Origin of the sequence: Nocardioides sp. QY071 (assembly GCF_029961765.1) — a bacterium.
GTDB lineage: Bacteria > Actinomycetota > Actinomycetes > Propionibacteriales > Nocardioidaceae > Nocardioides.
Window position 1 is genome coordinate 4923721 of record NZ_CP124681.1, and the last position, 15200, is coordinate 4938920.

Annotated in this window: 15 protein-coding genes; 10 read left to right on the forward strand and 5 right to left on the reverse strand. The window is 72.8% G+C overall.

Annotated elements, in window-relative coordinates; translation table 11 throughout:
- The first annotated feature begins 182 nt into the window (after nucleotides 1–182).
- From QI633_RS23765 to QI633_RS23775, 3 genes are all read left to right on the forward strand, one after another.
- Nucleotides 183–944 carry a helical backbone metal receptor gene (locus tag QI633_RS23765; RefSeq protein WP_313901089.1) on the forward strand — a complete coding sequence of 254 codons (762 nt, stop codon included), beginning with the start codon at nucleotides 183–185 and terminating at the stop codon, nucleotides 942–944.
- 4 nt (nucleotides 945–948) lie between these two features.
- Nucleotides 949–1224, forward strand: coding sequence for a hypothetical protein (locus tag QI633_RS23770; RefSeq protein WP_282427263.1), 276 nt, complete (start codon nucleotides 949–951; stop codon nucleotides 1222–1224).
- A 94-nt stretch (nucleotides 1225–1318) separates the two neighbouring features.
- Nucleotides 1319–1534, forward strand: a complete 216-nt coding sequence (locus tag QI633_RS23775; protein WP_260805745.1) for a hypothetical protein — start codon at nucleotides 1319–1321, stop codon at nucleotides 1532–1534.
- Nucleotides 1535–1623: 89 nt separating this feature from the next.
- On the opposite strand, the gene QI633_RS23780 is transcribed toward QI633_RS23775, so the two are convergent.
- On the reverse strand, nucleotides 1624–3258 hold the full coding sequence (locus QI633_RS23780) for a helicase HerA-like domain-containing protein (RefSeq protein ID WP_282427264.1): 1635 nt from the start codon (nucleotides 3256–3258) through the stop codon (nucleotides 1624–1626).
- Nucleotides 3259–3324: 66 nt separating this feature from the next.
- On the opposite strand from QI633_RS23780, the gene QI633_RS23785 reads away from it, so the two are divergent.
- Nucleotides 3325–3621 carry a type II toxin-antitoxin system VapB family antitoxin gene (locus tag QI633_RS23785; protein ID WP_141797060.1) on the forward strand — a complete coding sequence of 99 codons (297 nt, stop codon included), beginning with the start codon at nucleotides 3325–3327 and terminating at the stop codon, nucleotides 3619–3621.
- A 7-nt stretch (nucleotides 3622–3628) separates the two neighbouring features.
- Complete coding sequence (locus QI633_RS23790) at nucleotides 3629–4171, forward strand: LytR C-terminal domain-containing protein (protein ID WP_141797059.1); 543 nt, start codon at nucleotides 3629–3631, stop codon at nucleotides 4169–4171.
- On the opposite strand, the gene QI633_RS23795 is transcribed toward QI633_RS23790, so the two are convergent.
- The gene (locus QI633_RS23795; protein ID WP_141797058.1) at nucleotides 4172–5665 is read right to left on the reverse strand and encodes a potassium/proton antiporter; all 1494 of its coding nucleotides are present in this window, start codon (nucleotides 5663–5665) and stop codon (nucleotides 4172–4174) included.
- Nucleotides 5666–5733: 68 nt separating this feature from the next.
- Here QI633_RS23795 and QI633_RS23800 point away from each other — a divergent pair, with 68 nt between their 5' ends.
- Together QI633_RS23800 and QI633_RS23805 are read left to right on the forward strand one after the other, a co-directional pair.
- Complete coding sequence (locus QI633_RS23800) at nucleotides 5734–7218, forward strand: FAD-binding protein (RefSeq protein ID WP_282427265.1); 1485 nt, start codon at nucleotides 5734–5736, stop codon at nucleotides 7216–7218.
- Nucleotides 7219–7461: 243 nt separating this feature from the next.
- Nucleotides 7462–10284 (forward strand): FAD-binding and (Fe-S)-binding domain-containing protein, encoded by a 2823-nt coding sequence (locus QI633_RS23805; RefSeq protein WP_282427266.1) that lies wholly within the window; start codon nucleotides 7462–7464, stop codon nucleotides 10282–10284.
- A 15-nt stretch (nucleotides 10285–10299) separates the two neighbouring features.
- Here QI633_RS23805 and QI633_RS23810 read toward each other — a convergent pair whose 3' ends face one another.
- Nucleotides 10300–11091: a hypothetical protein gene (locus tag QI633_RS23810; RefSeq protein ID WP_141797056.1), complete on the reverse strand. Its 792-nt coding sequence runs from the start codon at nucleotides 11089–11091 to the stop codon at nucleotides 10300–10302.
- A gap of 90 nt (nucleotides 11092–11181) precedes the next feature.
- Between QI633_RS23810 and QI633_RS23815 the strand changes: the two genes are divergently transcribed.
- From QI633_RS23815 to QI633_RS23825, 3 genes are read left to right on the forward strand one after another with little or no spacing between them, the layout of a single operon-like run.
- Nucleotides 11182–12030: a TIGR03619 family F420-dependent LLM class oxidoreductase gene (locus QI633_RS23815; protein WP_282427267.1), complete on the forward strand. Its 849-nt coding sequence runs from the start codon at nucleotides 11182–11184 to the stop codon at nucleotides 12028–12030.
- A gap of 10 nt (nucleotides 12031–12040) precedes the next feature.
- Entirely contained in the window at nucleotides 12041–12802 is a 762-nt protein-coding gene (locus QI633_RS23820) for a tetratricopeptide repeat protein (protein ID WP_141797054.1), read from the forward strand.
- Nucleotides 12789–13649, forward strand: coding sequence for an alpha/beta hydrolase-fold protein (locus tag QI633_RS23825; protein WP_282427268.1), 861 nt, complete (start codon nucleotides 12789–12791; stop codon nucleotides 13647–13649). Before QI633_RS23820 ends, QI633_RS23825 begins: the two co-directional genes overlap by 14 nt.
- Here QI633_RS23825 and QI633_RS23830 read toward each other — a convergent pair.
- Nucleotides 13639–14439: an SDR family NAD(P)-dependent oxidoreductase gene (locus QI633_RS23830; protein WP_282427269.1), complete on the reverse strand. Its 801-nt coding sequence runs from the start codon at nucleotides 14437–14439 to the stop codon at nucleotides 13639–13641. The two genes, QI633_RS23825 and QI633_RS23830, sit on opposite strands and share 11 nt — an antisense overlap.
- Nucleotides 14436–15173 carry an SDR family oxidoreductase gene (locus QI633_RS23835; RefSeq protein WP_282427270.1) on the reverse strand — a complete coding sequence of 246 codons (738 nt, stop codon included), beginning with the start codon at nucleotides 15171–15173 and terminating at the stop codon, nucleotides 14436–14438. Before QI633_RS23835 ends, QI633_RS23830 begins: the two co-directional genes overlap by 4 nt.
- Nucleotides 15174–15200 lie beyond the last annotated feature (27 nt).

The following is a 15200-nucleotide window of genomic DNA, read 5'->3' on the forward strand; positions in this document are numbered from 1 at the left end:
CTCTCCCCCCAGTGCGATCCGGTCAGCCCCATCGGGCTGCCCATGTTCGAGCCGGATCGCGAAGATCGAGCCGATCCTTGCGTATAGAACCTGTTACTGGCTAGGGGCGAGGGTCCGATCGGGGTGGCCCGAAGGAGCCATCACCGGTCCGCCGCCTGGTCAGCACGGACTACGGTGAGCCCGTGATCAGGCCCCTCGTCGACGATCTCGGCGCTCCGGTGCCACTCCCCGGTCCCGCGCGCCGGGTCGTCTCCCTCGTGCCCTCGATCACCGAGGCGATCGCCACCGACGCGGCCGAGCGGCTGGTCGGCGCGACCGACTGGTGCACCCACCCCGCGGACCTCGCCGTCACCCGGGTACGCGGCACCAAGAACCCCGACCTCGCCGCGATCCGCGCCCTCGCCCCGGACCTGGTGGTGGCGAACCAGGAGGAGAACCGCGAGCTCGACGTACGCCGCCTGCGCGAGGCCGGCGTGGCCGTGTGGGTCACCGCGATCGAGACGGTGCCGCAGGCGCTCGCCTCCCTGGCCCGGTTGTACGGCGAAGCCCTCGGGCTCGCTGCTCCTGCGTGGCTGACCCGCGCCGGAGAGCTCTGGTCCGACCCGCCCCTTACAGCGCGCGGGCGGGTCGCGGTCCCCGTGTGGCGCGACCCGTGGATGGTCGTCGGCCCGCGGACCTACACCAGCGACCTGCTGGCCCGGCTCGGCTGGCGCAACGCGTACGACGCCGGGGGCACCGGCGCCGACCGCTACCCCAAGGTCGACCTGGCCGACCTCGACCGCGATGACCTCGACCTGATCCTGCTGCCCGACGAGCCCTATGTGTTCACGCACGACGACGGGCCCGAGGCGTTCACCCGGGTCCCGACGCGGCTGGTGTCGGGGCGGCTGCTGACCTGGTACGGGCCGGCGATGGTCGAGGCGCACGAGACTCTGTCAGGCTGAGCGCGTGCGGATCCTGCTGCTGGTCCTCGTCCTGGTCGTGGTCGGGTGCGTCGCCCTGCCGCTGAGCGCCCTCGTCCTCGACGGCACCGACACCGGGGAGAACCTGATCGTGCCGGCGCAGGTACTCGTGACCGCCGCGGTCGGCGCGGCCATCGGCCGCCTCCTGCTCGGCCCCTCGGCACAGCGGCCGGCGCTCACCGGCGCCGGGCTCGGCATCCTGGGCGCGCTGGTCGGGGTCGCCGTGTTCTTCCTTCTGCTGAACGGCTCCGACGGCGCCTGACCATCAGCGCACTGTCGCGCGGCTCACAGGCCCGGTCACCAACTCGTAACCGTCGCGCGGCCGACCCGAAACCTGCGGCCCACAGGCTGGATCCATGACCAAGACGACCTCTCCTGAGACCCAGATCGCAGGGCGTCACCTCGAGCCCGTCGAGGACCTCGACGCCGTGGACCGCTCACTCGCCCGCCGCGCCGCCCTGCGCGACCGCCATGCCCACGGACTCTCGCGCCTGATGGACGAGCGCACCGACCTGCGCGGAGTGCACCCACTCGCCGACTTCGTCGACGACGCCATCCGCTGGTCGGCCTGACCGGCGCTCCTCGACCGCCTTCCCCGGACCGCCGGGCGGCTCCTCACGCAGGAGCCGCCCGGCGGTGTTCGTCAGGGACCTCGGGGACGTCAGCGGCGCCGGCGCGCCGTACCGAACATGCCGCGGGCGATCTCGGCGGCCGCGGTGCGCATGAACTGCTTGAACGCCGAGGACTTCACGACGTCCTTGACGATCTCGCCGGCCGCGTTGCCGTCGTCCTTCTTCGCCTTCGGGGCGGCCTTCTCCTTCGCGTCGGCCTTGTCGGCCTTCTCGCCGGCCTCCGCCTTCGCGCCCTCCTCGAGCTTCTTGGCGAGCATCTCGCGGGCCGACTCGCGGTCGACGACCTCGGCGTACTTCGCCTGACGGGGGCTGGCCTTGACCGTGGCCTCCATCGACGCAGCAGCGCTGGGCGCCATCAGCGACTCGGGCGCGCGCAGCCGGGTCCAGGCGACCGGCGTCGGTGCACCCTTCTCGCCCATCACGGTCACGATCGCCTCGCCGATGCCGAGGGTCGTGATCACCTCGCCGAGGTCGTCGTACGCGCTCTTGGGATAGGTGTTGACGGTCGCCTTGAGCGCCTTCGCGTCGTTGGGGGTGTGAGCGCGCAGCTGGTGCTGGATCCGGGATCCGAGCTGGGCCAGCACGTCGTCGGGTACGTCGGTCGGGCTCTGCGTCACGAAGAAGACGCCGACGCCCTTGGACCGGATCAGCCGCACGGTCTGGGCGATCGACTCCAGGAACGGCTTGGACGCGTCCTTGAACAGCAGGTGCGCCTCGTCGAAGAAGAAGACCAGCTTGGGCTGGTCGACGTCGCCGACCTCGGGCAGGTCGTGGAACAGGTCGGCCAGCAGCCACATCAGGAAGGTGGAGAAGATCGCCGGCCGGTCCTGCAGGTTCGGCAGCTCGACCAGGTTGACCAGGCCGCGTCCGTCGGACGCCTGCTGGAGCAGGTCGGCGGAGTCGAACTCCGGCTCGCCGAAGAACGCCTCGGCGCCCTGGTCGGCGAACGCGATCAGCTCGCGCAGGATCACGCCCGCGGTCGCCGACGACAGGCCGCCGAGGTCCTTGAGGTCGGGCTTGCCCTCGTCGCTGGTGAGGTGCTGGACGACGGCGCGCAGGTCCTGCAGGTCGAGCAGCGGCAGGCCCTGCTTGTCGGCGTAGTGGAACACCAGGCCGAGGCTGGACTCCTGGGTGTCGTTGAGGCCGAGCACCCGGCTGAGCAGGATCGGGCCGAAGGACGACACGGTCACCCGGATCGGGATGCCGATGCCCTGCCCGCCGAGCGCGTAGTACTCCACCGGGAAGGCCGTCGCCTTCCAGTCCTGCCCCACCGACCTGGTGCGGGCGAGGAGCTTGTCGCTGGACTCACCGGCGGTGGCGATGCCGGAGAGGTCGCCCTTGATGTCGGCCGCGAAGACGGGTACGCCGGCAGCGGAGAGCTGCTCGGCCATCAGCTGGAGGGTCTTGGTCTTGCCGGTACCCGTCGCACCGGCCACCAGGCCGTGCCGGTTGAGCATCGCCAGCGGGATCCGGATGGTGCTGCCGGAGAGCTGGTCGGGGCCGGTCATCAGGCCGCCGAGCTCGAGCGCGGGACCCTCGAAGGCGTACCCGGGGGCGATCGCCTCCTCGATCGGGCTCTTCGCGGCGGGTGCGGGGGCTGCGGGTGCCTCGGGGGCTGCGGTGTCAGGTGCTGCGTCGGGAGTGGGCGTCTGCTCCTGCGTCATGCCGGAACTCTAGGCCGAACACGCCGTCGCAGTCAGGCGCGGCCTGGCCCCGTAGACTCCGAAGCCGTGATCTTCAAGCGTGTGGGGGTCGGGCGTCCCTACCCCGACCACGGCCTCACCTCCAAGGGGTGGGCCGCCGTGCCCCCGCGCCAGGTCCGCCTCGACCAGCTGGTCACGACCAAGGACACGCTGCAGCTCTCGTCGCTGCTCGACGAGGACTCCACCTTCTTCGGCGATCTCTTCGCCCACGTCGTGCTGTGGCGCGGCGACTACTACCTCGAGGACGGGCTGCACCGCGCGCTGCGGGCCGCCCTGCAGCAGCGCAACGTGCTCCACGCGCGCGTGATCCGGATGGAGGGCTGAGCGCCCGATGAATGGTCTCGACGTCAAGGCGGGCAGCCGCTCGGCGGTGACCCTGGGGGCGCTGGCAGTGGTCTTCGTCGCCAGCGCGGCGTGGGGCTGGGCCAAGGTGACCCAGCCGTTCCCCGAGAAGGTCGAGGCCGCGCCCTGCACCTCCACCCTGATCCCCAAGGGCGACGACCTCGCGCCGCCCCAGGTGATGGTCACCGTGCTCAACGGCGGCGGGCCCAACGGCCTGGCGGGCACGACCATGGACAAGCTGGTCGGCTTCGGCTTCGCCAAGGGCGACACCGGCAACGCCCCCGACACCGACGGCACGGTGGCCGCGCAGGTGTGGTCGGACGACCCCGGCGACCCCGCGGCGATCCTGCTGGCGTCGTACCTCGGCAGCGACGTCGACATCGTCGACCAGCCGTCCGGCTACCCCGGCGTGACGATCGTGGTCGGCAAGCGGTTCAAGGGCGTCGTCGAGGGGCACCCGACGGTGACCGCGCGCAAGGACGCCTACGTCTGCACGCCGCCGCTCAGCAGCCAGCCCGAGGACCCCAGCTGATCAGTCCCCGAGCCACTGCGCGAGCCGGCCACCCTGGCTGACCTGGCGCAGCCGGTTCTCGGTGGCCTCGCGCAGCTTGCGGGGGGTGACGACGATGAGGTCGTCGCCGTGGCGCAGGACGGTACGACGCTCGGGCACCATGGTGCGCCCCTCGCGCACGACCATCGACACGTTGGCGCCCACCGGCAGCCGCAGCTCGCCGACCTCGACGCCGTGCAGCTTCGAGACCGGGCTGATCGTGATCTGGAGCAGGTCCGCGGCGACCCGGTCGAGCGGCGCCGCCTCGACCTCGATGCCGCGCGGCTCCGAGCGGCGGGCGACCCGCAGCAGCCGGGCGGTCAGCGGCAGCGACGGCGCGGTGATGAGGGTGTCGAGGACGACGAGCACGAAGACGATGTCGAAGAGCCGGGTGGCCCCGTCGACCCCCTCGGCGAGCGGGATCGTGGCCAGGACGATGGGGACCGCGCCGCGCAGCCCGGCCCAGGAGATGAAGCCGAGCTCGGCCCACCTCATCGGCCGTACGACGGCACTCACCACGACCGAGAGCGGCCGCGCCACGAAGGTCAGGATGCTGCCCGCGACGACGGCCATCCCGATGACCTCCCAGGTCAGCCGGGCCGGCGAGAGCAGCAGGCCGAGCATGACGAACAGCCCGATCTGGGCCAACCAGGCCAGGCCCTCCACGAACGAGCGGGTGGCGACGCGGTGCGGCAGCTCGGCGTTGCCGAGGACGAGCGCGGCCACGTAGACCGCGGCGAACCCGCTGGCGTGCACGGCCGCGGCGCCGCCGTACCCGATCAGGGTCAGGCAGAGCACCGCGATCGGGTAGAGGCCGGACGACGGCAGGGCCGCGCGGCGCATCACCCAGGCGCCGCCGAAGCCGGCCGCGAGGCCGAACGCGACGCCGGCGACGAGCTCGTAGACGACGATGCCGGTGGTGCCGAGCAGGCCGTGCTCGCCGACCGCGCCGGACGAGACGAGGGTGACCAGGACGACGGTCGGGGCGTCGTTGAGGCCGGACTCGGCCTCCAGCGTGCCGGTGATCCGCTTCGGCAGGGGCACGACGCGCAGCACCGAGAAGACGGCCGCGGCGTCGGTCGGCGAGCAGACCGCGCCGAGCAGGATCGACAGCTGCCACGACAGCCCGAGCAGGAAGTGCGCGCCGACGGCGACGATGGCGATCGACACGAGCACGCCGAGCGTCGCCAGGGACAGACCCATCCGCATCGCCGGGCGGGCGTCGCGCCAGCTCGTGGTGAGACCACCCTCGGCGAGGATGACGGCGAGGGCGCCGAACCCGATCGCGTGGGCGACCTGCGCGTCGCTGAAGTTGATGCCGAGTCCCGCGTCGCCCAGGGCGACGCCCATGAGCAGGTAGACCAGGAGGCTGGGGAGCCCGATCCCCGACGACATCCGCACTGCCAGCACGGCCAGGAACGTGACCCCGGCGCCGATCAGCAGGAACGTGTCGAGCTGGTGGACGTCGAAGGTCAAGAGTCACTCGGCTTTCGTCGGGTGGCGGAGGCCTAGTCTATCGGTAGAACATGTTCTAGATTTCAGCCGTGGCATCTGCAACCCCCAACGCTCCGGCCGGCCTGACCCTTCCCGACGTCCTCCCGGCCACCGTGCTGGCCGACGCCGAGCACTACGACGTCGTCGTGGTGGGCTTCGGCATCGCCGGCGGCTGCGCCGCACTCGAGGCCGCCCGCGCCGGCGCCCGGGTGCTGCTGCTCGAGCGGGCCGCGGTGCACGGCGGCACGTCGTCCATGTCGGGCGGGCACTTCTACCTCGGCGGCGGTACGGCGGTCCAGCGCGCCACCGGCCACGACGACTCGGTCGAGGCGATGGTCGGCTACCTGATGGCCTCGACCAAGGACCCGGACGAGGTCAAGATCCGTGCCTACTGCGAGGGATCGGTCGCGCACTTCGACTGGCTGGAGTCCCTGGGTTTTGAGTTCGAGCGCTCGTACTTCCCCGGCAAGGCCGTGATCCAGCCCGGCACCCAGGGACTGATGTTCACCGGCAACGAGAAGGTGTGGCCCTTCCGCGACCAGGTCGCGCCCGCGCCGCGCGGCCACAAGGTGCCGGTGCCGGGCGACACCGAGGGCACCAGGATCGTGATGGACCTGCTGCGCACCGCGGTCGAGGAGGCCGGCGTCGAGGTCCGCTACGAGACCGGCGCGAGCAACCTCGTCGTCGACGGCTCGCCCACGTCGGGGCGCGTCGTCGGCGTGGGCTGGCGCTCCTTCGACCAGCACGGCGTGGTCTCCGCCGGCGGCGTGGTCATCGCGGCCGGCGGGTTCGTGATGAACCCCGACATGGTCGCCCGCTACACGCCCGCGCTGGGCTCGAAGCTGTTCACCCTCGGCTCGACGTACGACGACGGGCTCGGCATCCGCCTCGGCGAGTCCGTCGGCGCGGCGCTGGAGAACATGGAGGAGCCGTTCATCACCGCGCCCTTCTACCCGCCGTCGTCGCGCTGCAAGGGGATCATCGTCAACAAGGACGGCGAGCGCTTCGTGGCGGAGGACAGCTACCACGCGCGGACGTCGTACCACGTGCTCCAGCAGCCGGATGCCATCGCGTACCTCATCGTCGACAGTGAGCACCTCGGCGAGGACCACATGCCGCTGGTGCCGCTCAAGGACGGCTTCGAGACCCTCGAGGAGATGGAGTCCGGCCTCGGCATGCCCGCCGGCACGCTGGTCAAGACGATCGAGACCTACAACGAGAACGCCGCCCACGGCAAGGACCCCGACTTCCACAAGCACCCCGACTGGATCGCCCCGCAGACCGCCGGCCCCTGGGCCGTGCTGGACCTCTCGCTGGGCGTCGCGCTGTACGCCGGCTTCACCATCGGCGGGATGGCGACCACCGTCGACGGCGAGGTACGTCGTACCGACGGCTCGGTCGTCCCCGGCCTGTACGCCGCCGGCGCCTGCGCGTCGAACATCGCCCAGGACGGCGCCGGCTACTGCTCCGGCACCCAGCTCGGCGAGGGGTCGTTCTTCGGCCGCCGGGCTGGGCGGCACGCCGCCACCCGCTGACCCGGCTCGAACGGGCTCCTGAGATCCGCCGACCCGGCTCGAAATAGCTCGCAGATCACGTCGACCCGGCAGAAAGTGTGCGCACGCCCGAACACTTTCTGCCGGGTCGGCGCGGTTCGGAGGACACTTTCTGCCGGGTCGGCGCGATTCGGAGGACACTTTGTGCCGGGTCGGCGCAAGCGAGAGGTCCAAGCCCGGCCCGCGCCGCCTCGACCGTGCCGCCCGCCCGATAGATTGCAGCCCGTGTCCGGCATCGCTCAGCAGCTCCAGCGCCACGGAGCGGGCGACGTCAGCGACGACGCCGCGGTCCTCGGCGCATACTCCTCCGACGCCTCGCTCTACCGCATCCCGCCCGTCGCCGTCGCGTTCCCGCGCTCGGCCGACGAGGTGGCCGCAGTACTGGCAGCGGCGCGCGCGGAGGGGCTGACGGTCACGGCCCGCGGCGCGGGTACGTCGGTCGCGGGCAACGCGATCGGGCCCGGCGTGGTCGTGGACTTCAGCCGGCACATGGACCAGATCGTGTCGATCGACGCCGAGGCCGAGACCGCGGTGGTGCAGCCGGGCGTGGTCCAGGCGGTGCTGCAGAGGGCGGCGGCGCCGTACGGCCTGAAGTTCGGGCCGGACCCCTCGACCAGCACCCGCTGCACCATCGGCGGGATGATCGGCAACGATGCGTGCGGGGCGCGGTCGCTGGCGTACGGCCGGACGTCGCACAACGTGCGCGCGGTGCAGGCGCTGCTCGCGGACGGGTCCGGGCTGACGACGGGGTACGACGCCGCCGGCGCGCCGGTGGCGACGGCGGACGGGAGCGACGTCGTCGAGCGGCTGCGGAAGGTCGTCGCGGGCGACCTGGCGACCGTGCGGACCGAGTTCGGCACCTTCGGGCGGCACGTGTCCGGCATCGCGCTCGACCACCTCGCGCCGGAGCGCGGCTTCGACCTCACCCGCACCCTGGTCGGCTCCGAGGGCACGCTGGCCGTGCTCACCGAGGCGACGGTGCGGCTGGTCCGGGCGCCCGAGGCCGCGATCATGGTGGTGCTCGGCTTCCCCGACTTCCCGACGGCGGGCTTCGCGACGCCGGAGGTGCTCGCCTTCGAGCCATCCGCCTGCGAGGGCCTGGACCGGCGCATCGTCGAGGTGATCCGCGAGCGGCGCGGCGAGAACGCGGTGCCCCCGCTGCCGGCCGGTGACGCGTGGATGTTCGTCGAGCTGTCGGGCACCGACCCCGACGACGTACGGCGCCGCGCGGACCTCCTGGCCGCCGCCGGCCTCGGCGTCTCGGCGCAGGTGATCGACGACCCCCGGACGGCCGACCGGCTCTGGAAGATCCGCGCCGACGGCGCCGGTCTCGCCGGGCGCGCGCCCTCGGGCAAGCCCGCATGGGCCGGCTGGGAGGACGCCGCCGTACCGCCGGACCGGCTCGGCACCTACCTGACCTCGTTCGAGGACCTGCTCGCGCGGCACGAGCTGACCGCGATGCCCTTCGGGCACTTCGGCGAGGGCTGCATCCACGTGCGGATGGACTTCCCGTTCGACCGGCCCGACGGGGCCGAGGCGTTCCACGCGTTCCTCGAGGACGCCGCCGACCTGGTCACCTCGCTCGGCGGCTCGCTGTCCGGCGAGCACGGCGACGGACGCGCGCGCAGTGACCTGCTGCCGCGGATGTACTCCCCCGCCGCGCTATCCCTGATGGCCGCCGTCAAGGACGTCTTCGACCCGACCCGCATGCTCAACCCGGGCATCCTCGTCGAGGCCGCCTCGAGCGCGGCCGACCTTCGCTACTCGGCCTCGTCCAGACTCACCAAGGGGCTGGCGCTCGCGTACTCCTCCGACGGCGGCGACTTCGGCCAGGCCGTGCACCGCTGCACCGGCGTGGGCAAGTGCCGCGCCGACAACAGCGGCTCGGGCGGCGTGATGTGTCCGTCGTACCAGGCGACGCGCGAGGAGATCCACTCCACCCGCGGCCGGGCACGGCTGCTGCAGGAGATCGTCAACGGGTCGAGTACGACGACGTGGAGCTCGCCCGAGGTGCACGAGGCGCTCGACCTGTGCCTGTCGTGCAAGGGATGCGCGTCGGACTGCCCGACCGGGACCGACATGGCGTCGTACAAGGCCGAGGTGCTGCACCAGACCTACAAGCGCAAGCTGCGCCCGCGGTCGCACTACTCCGTCGGCTGGCTGCCCAGGTGGGCCAAGGTCGGCTCCGCGATGCCGCGCTTCGCGAACAGGTCGATGGACCTCGCGCCACTGCGGAAGATCGCGCTGAAGGCGGCCGGGGTCGACACGCGTCGGCGGATGCCGGCGTTCGCGCGACGGACCTTCCGGCGCTCGTTCGCGGGCGCGGCGGGGACGGGTACGCCGGTCGTGCTCTTCGTCGACTCGTTCACCAACCACTTCGCGCCGCGCGTCGCCGAGGCGGCGGTCGCGGTGCTGCGCGACGCCGGCTACGACCCGAGGATCACCCGCCAGCAGGAGTGCTGCGGCCTGCCGTGGATCAGCACCGGCCAGCTCGACGGCGCCGCCCGCCGGCTGGGCGGGATGGTCGCCGCCCTGGCCGCGGACGCGCGGGCCGGCGTACCGATCGTCGGACTGGAGCCCTCCTGCACGGCGGTGCTGCGCCACGAGCTGCGCGAGCTGGTGCCGGGCGAGGACGCGGCGGCGGTGGCTGCGGCGACCACCACCCTGGCCGAGCTGCTCTCGCGTACGCCGGGCTGGACCCCGCCCTCGCTCGCCGGAGTGCGCATCGTCGCCCAGCCGCACTGCCACCACCACGCGGTGATGGGTTGGTCGACCGACCAGGCGCTGCTGGAGCGGGCCGGGGCCAGTGTCGAGACGGTGCCCGGGTGTTGCGGCATGGCCGGCAACTTCGGCGTCGAGCAGGGGCACTACGAGGTCTCGGTCGCGGTCGCCGAGGCGAACCTGCTGCCGGCAGTCCGGTCGTCGGCCGACGAGCCGGGGCGCGTCGTCCTGGCCGACGGGTTCTCGTGCCGCACCCAGCTCGACGAGCTGGCTCCCGACGCGGAGCCGGTCCATCTCGCCGAGCTGCTGGCGCGCGGGCTCAGCTGATCCCGCTCGGCGTGCTCACCAGTCCTGCCACGGGATGATCGTGCGCAGCGGCGTGCTGAGCAGGACCTCCTCGGAGGCGACGGCCTCCTCGCTGAGCTCGGCGGTCAGCTCGGCGGTGGTCTTCTCGATGGCCTCGGTGGTCGGCAGCGGGTCCTGGTCGAGGTAGACGAGCCGGATCCGCAGTGACCCCGGCGCGTCCGCGGTCTCGGTGGCGAGCGGCAGCGACGGGTGCGCCTGGTGGCGGGCGAAGGAGAAGGTCCACGCGCCCGCGACGCCGTCGAGGTCGAGCAGCGCGGGGATCAGGCTGCGGTCCTGCCAGGTGAAGTGCTCGTGGGTGGCGCCGCTGTGGTGCTCGGCGTGCCGTGACAGCGTGAGGTGGAGACCGCGGTTGGGGCGGTACGGGATCACCTCGGGCGACACCAGCGCCGACGCGGCGGCGTACCCCTTGACGGGTCGGTAGAACGACAGCAGCTTGCGCCGCACGCCCGGGATGAGCGGCCCGCGGCCCCACTGGAACGAGTCCTCGCCGAGGTCGGACCACTCCTGGAGACCGCGCTCGACGGGGTCGTTGAACCAGTACATGGCGATGTAGTCGGTCGGCGCGTGCTCGTCGGACGCGACGCCGCCGCGGTACTCGACGGGGCGGGCCCAGCGGTCGCCCCACGCGACGCCGGGCAGGGCGAGGTTCTCGGGGCGGTGGTCGAGCTGGTGCCACTCGTTGTAGGCGTGATGCTCCTCGGGCCCGGCTCCCTCGAGGGTGACGAAGGAGAAGAAGACGAGGGGGCTGTCGTTGAGCGGGCTGGTCACGGCGGGCTCCTGCGTGATGGGGGTAGGGTTCGGATAACCAAGCAAGCACTTGGTCTATCAGACGGACGCGGACGAGGAAAGAGGCGTGACGTGAGGATCGGCATCAACAGCCCCGTGGTGGTGCAGCTGCCGGGGTCGTTCTCCCCGTGGGAGGCCGACGCCGGCATCGCCGAGCTCGGCGCGATCGCCGAGGCCGCGGACACCCTCGGCTTCGACTTCCTCACCTGCAGCGAGCACGTGATGGTCCCCGCCGACATCGCCACCCAGCGCGGCGGCACGTACTGGGACCCGCTCGCCACGTTGGGCTACCTCGCCGCCCGCACCTCCCGGATCCGGCTCGCCACCCAGGTCCTCGTCCTCGGCTACCACCACCCGCTCGCCATCGCCAAGCGCTACGGCACGCTCGACCTGGTCAGCGGCGGCCGGCTGGTCCTCGGCCTGGGCGTCGGCTCGCTCGAGGAGGAGTTCGCGCTGCTCGGCGCGCGGTTCGAGGGGCGTGGTGCCGCCGCCGACGACGCGTTGCGGGCGCTGCGGGCCGCGCTGTCGACCCGGGCGCCGTCGTACGACGGGCCGCACTTCTCCTTCTCCGACGTGGTCGTCTCGCCCCATGCCGTGCAGCCGCACGTCCCGTTCTGGATCGGAGGCCGCACCCCGCGCTCCCTGCGCCGGGCGGTCGAGCTCGCCGACGGCTGGGTGCCCTTCGGCCTCGCGCCGGCCGAGCTGGCGGCCATGCTGGCTCGGGCCGACGTACCGGAGGGGTTCGAGGTCGTGCTCACTCCCGACATCGCCCTCGACCCGTCCTCCGCTCCGGACGCTGCGGCCGCTGCGCTCGGGGTGCTGGAGGAGGTCGGCGCGACCGCTGCCTCGGTGCGGATCACCGCGGACTCGGCGGGTCACTATGTCGAGCAGTTGCACGCGCTGGCGGAGCTGCGGCGCTAGATTCCGGGGCATGCCACCCAGCGTCGACCCCTCCGACGAGGAGGCGCTGATCGAGACCGGGTGCGAGCTGGCGGAGATGGGGCGTACCGAGGCGGCCATCGACTGCTTCCGGATGGCCGATGAGCTCGGCTCGGCGCTGGGCTCCTACAACCTGGGCAACGCGCTGTCCGAGCTCGGCCACTGGCCGGAGGCGTTGGCCGCGTTCGAACGCGCGGAGGCGGCCGGCGACGAGGACGCGATCTTGCAGGTCGCATTCGCGCTGCGCGAGCTGGACCGGCGGGACGAGGCGCTGGAGACGGCCGAACGGGCGGCCGCGGCCGGCGACACGACCGCCGCGGCGGTCGTGGCCTGCTGGCGGTGGTGCACCTCGTGGGACCCGTCCCTGGAGGACGACCTGCGCGCCGGCGCCGAGCTGTACGCCTCGGCCCGAAGCGATCTCGGCAGTCTGCTCATCCGGTCCGGGCGCGTCGAGGAGGGCCGGGCGGTGCTGGAGCGCGGAATGCTGATGGGCGAGGTCGAGAGCATGCTCCCGCTCGGCAACCTGTACGCCGACGCGCTCGGGGACCCGATCGCGGCGGAGGCGGCGTACCGGGCCGGGGCCGAGCTCGGCGACGCGCATGCCCACCACAATCTCGCCGTCCTGCTCGACGAGCAGGGCGACATCGAGGGCGCGATCGAGCACTTCCGGCTCGCTGCGGCCGGTGGCGACACCCTGGCCGCGCAGGCACTGCGCGACCTCGAGCAGGAGCTGCGCGACGATGACGACGAGTGACCGCGGACCTCGCCGCCTCTCCCGCCGCGGACTGCTCTTCGCCGGCGGTGGCGCGGTGACCCTCGGCGGTGCGGGAGCAGCGGCGTACCGGTACCGGACCGACGACGGACCCGCTGGCCCGGTGCCGGACGTCCGGGGCACGGAGGTCACCTCGGGCAGCTTCGTGTCGCAGGCCCGGAAGGGCGCGCAGTGCGGGTGGTCGATCGCCGCGCCGGCGGACGGGCTTCCGGTCGTGGTGGTGCTGCACGGGAGGCGCAACGACCACCGGTCGGCGTTCGCGCGCTCGCACCTGGCGCTCGACCGGTTCCTGGCGGCCGGGATGGCCGACGGGATGCCGGCGTTCGCGATCGCCAGCGTCGACGGAGGCGACACCTACTGGCACGAGCGGAGCAGCGGCGAGGATGCCGGAGCGATGGTGGTCGAGGAGTTCCTGCCACTGATCGCGAAGCGTGGCCTCGACACCAGCCGGGTCGCGTTGCTGGGCTGGTCGATGGGCGGGTTCGGCGCGCTCCACCTGGTGCCGGCGCTGGGCAGCGCGCTCCAGGGCGTGGGGGTGATGAGCCCCGCGCTCTGGCACCGGTACGCCGACACCAGTCCCGGCTCGTACGACGACGCCGCCGACTTCGCGCGGGTGACGATCTTCGGTCGCGAGGAGACGCTCGCCGGCGTACCGCTGCGGGTGGACTGCGGCAAGGGCGACCCGTTCTACCCGGCGACCCGCGACCTGGTCGCCGACCTGGCTCCGCGGCCGGCCGGCGGGTTCAGTCGGGGTGGACACGACGTCGGGTACTGGCGGCGGGTGGTGCCCGGCCAGCTGCGATTCCTGGCCGACGCCCTCACCGCCTAGCGGCCAGCCACGCCTCCGTCGTCGCGGCGAGCTCGGCCCGCGCCTCGAGGTCGCCGGCGGCCGGGGCCGGGTCGAGGGGCCGGCTCTTGCGGTAGTAGCCCGATGCGGCCGACGGATCGGTCGCGATCCGGACCAGGTGAGCGGCCGACTCCTCGGGCGTCATCAGGGTGCGCCGCTCGAGGGGCAGGGCGAGGCTGCGCAGCCGGCGCAGCAGCGGGCGGGTCTCGAGGCCCCGGTCGGCGATGTTCGTCGACACCGCGCCGGGGTGCACGGACAGGGCGCGGAGCCCCCGGTCGCCGTACCGCTCGGCGAGGAGGGCGGCGTGGTGGACCAGGCCCAGCTTGGAGGTGCCGTACGACGCCCACGAGTCGTAGTCGACCGGCCGGCCGAGCAGCTGGTCGGTGGTGCCACGCTCGTGCAGCTGGGAGACGACGTGCACCACGGTGCCACCGCCAGCGGCGAGGAGCAGTGGGAGCAGCGCCGTCGTCAGGTCGACGGTGCCGAGGTAGTTCGTGCGCCAGTGGATCTCGTGCCCTTCGAGCAGCTGCGGCTCGGTCCACCGCGAGCCGAGGTCGAGGTGGATGCCGGCGCTGTTGACCAGCAGGTCGAGGCGGTCGGCCTGCTCGGCGTACGACGCAGCGAAGGCCGCGACCGACGCCCGGTCGGCGAGGTCGAGGGTGTCGCGGCGGGTGACCGTGACGTCCCAGCCGTCGGCGAGCAGCGCGTCGGCGACGGCACGACCGATCGAGCGCGGCCCCGCACCGGTGACGACGGCCCGGCGAGTACTCACCAGACGACGCCGCGGTCGACGACGAGGTTGGCACCGGTGACCGACGCGGCGGCGTCGGAGGCGAGGTAGAGCAGCGCTTCGGCGACGTCGGCGGGCGGCATGAAGCCGGGGATGACCGAGGTGCTGCGGGCGACCAGGTCCCAGTTGGTGTCGGCGGGCAGCCCGGCGGCCGCGGCCTCGACCATCGGCGTCGCGATGCCGCCCGGGGACACGCAGTTGACCCGCACGCCCTTCGTGCCGAACTCGACGGCAAGGGCCCGCATGCCGAGCAGGAGCGCGGCCTTCGAGGAGCAGTACGGCGCGTTGTAGGGCTGGCCCATCACGGCCGAGATCGAGGCGACCGAGACGACATTGCCCTTGCTCGCGACGAGCGCGTCGGCGCAGGCCTGGGCGAGCATGATCGGCGCGAGGGCGTTGACGTCGAAGTGCTTGCGCAGCAGGTCGGCGGTGATCGCGCCGACCTCGGCGAACTTCTGGATCCCGGCGACGTTGCACAGCACGTCGAGGCCGCCGAGCTCGGCGAGGGCGTCGGCCACGAACGCGTCGCGGGCGGCGTCGTCGGACAGGTCGCAGGCCACGACACCGTCGGCGGCGACCACGTCGGTGGCGACCACGGTCGCGCCCTCGGCGCGGAACAGCCCGGCGACGACCTGCCCGAGGCCGCCGGCGGCACCCGTGACGACGACCCGGCGGCCGGTGAAGCGCTGGGGGCGGTGAGCGGGCTGGTCGGTCATGGGTCCTCCTGGAGTTCGCGGCAGCAT

What these genes read in the sequence shown, in the direction of transcription:
- QI633_RS23780 (WP_282427264.1), bottom strand. Translation starts at nt 3,258, where the DNA reads ATGACGCAGGAGCAGACGCCCACTCCCGACGCAGCACCTGACACCGCA.
- QI633_RS23775 (WP_260805745.1), top strand. Translation starts at nt 1,319, where the DNA reads ATGACCAAGACGACCTCTCCTGAGACCCAGATCGCAGGGCGTCACCTC.
- QI633_RS23790 (WP_141797059.1), top strand. Translation starts at nt 3,629, where the DNA reads ATGAATGGTCTCGACGTCAAGGCGGGCAGCCGCTCGGCGGTGACCCTG.
- QI633_RS23835 (WP_282427270.1), bottom strand. Translation starts at nt 15,173, where the DNA reads ATGACCGACCAGCCCGCTCACCGCCCCCAGCGCTTCACCGGCCGCCGG.
- QI633_RS23825 (WP_282427268.1), top strand. Translation starts at nt 12,789, where the DNA reads ATGACGACGAGTGACCGCGGACCTCGCCGCCTCTCCCGCCGCGGACTG.
- QI633_RS23820 (WP_141797054.1), top strand. Translation starts at nt 12,041, where the DNA reads ATGCCACCCAGCGTCGACCCCTCCGACGAGGAGGCGCTGATCGAGACC.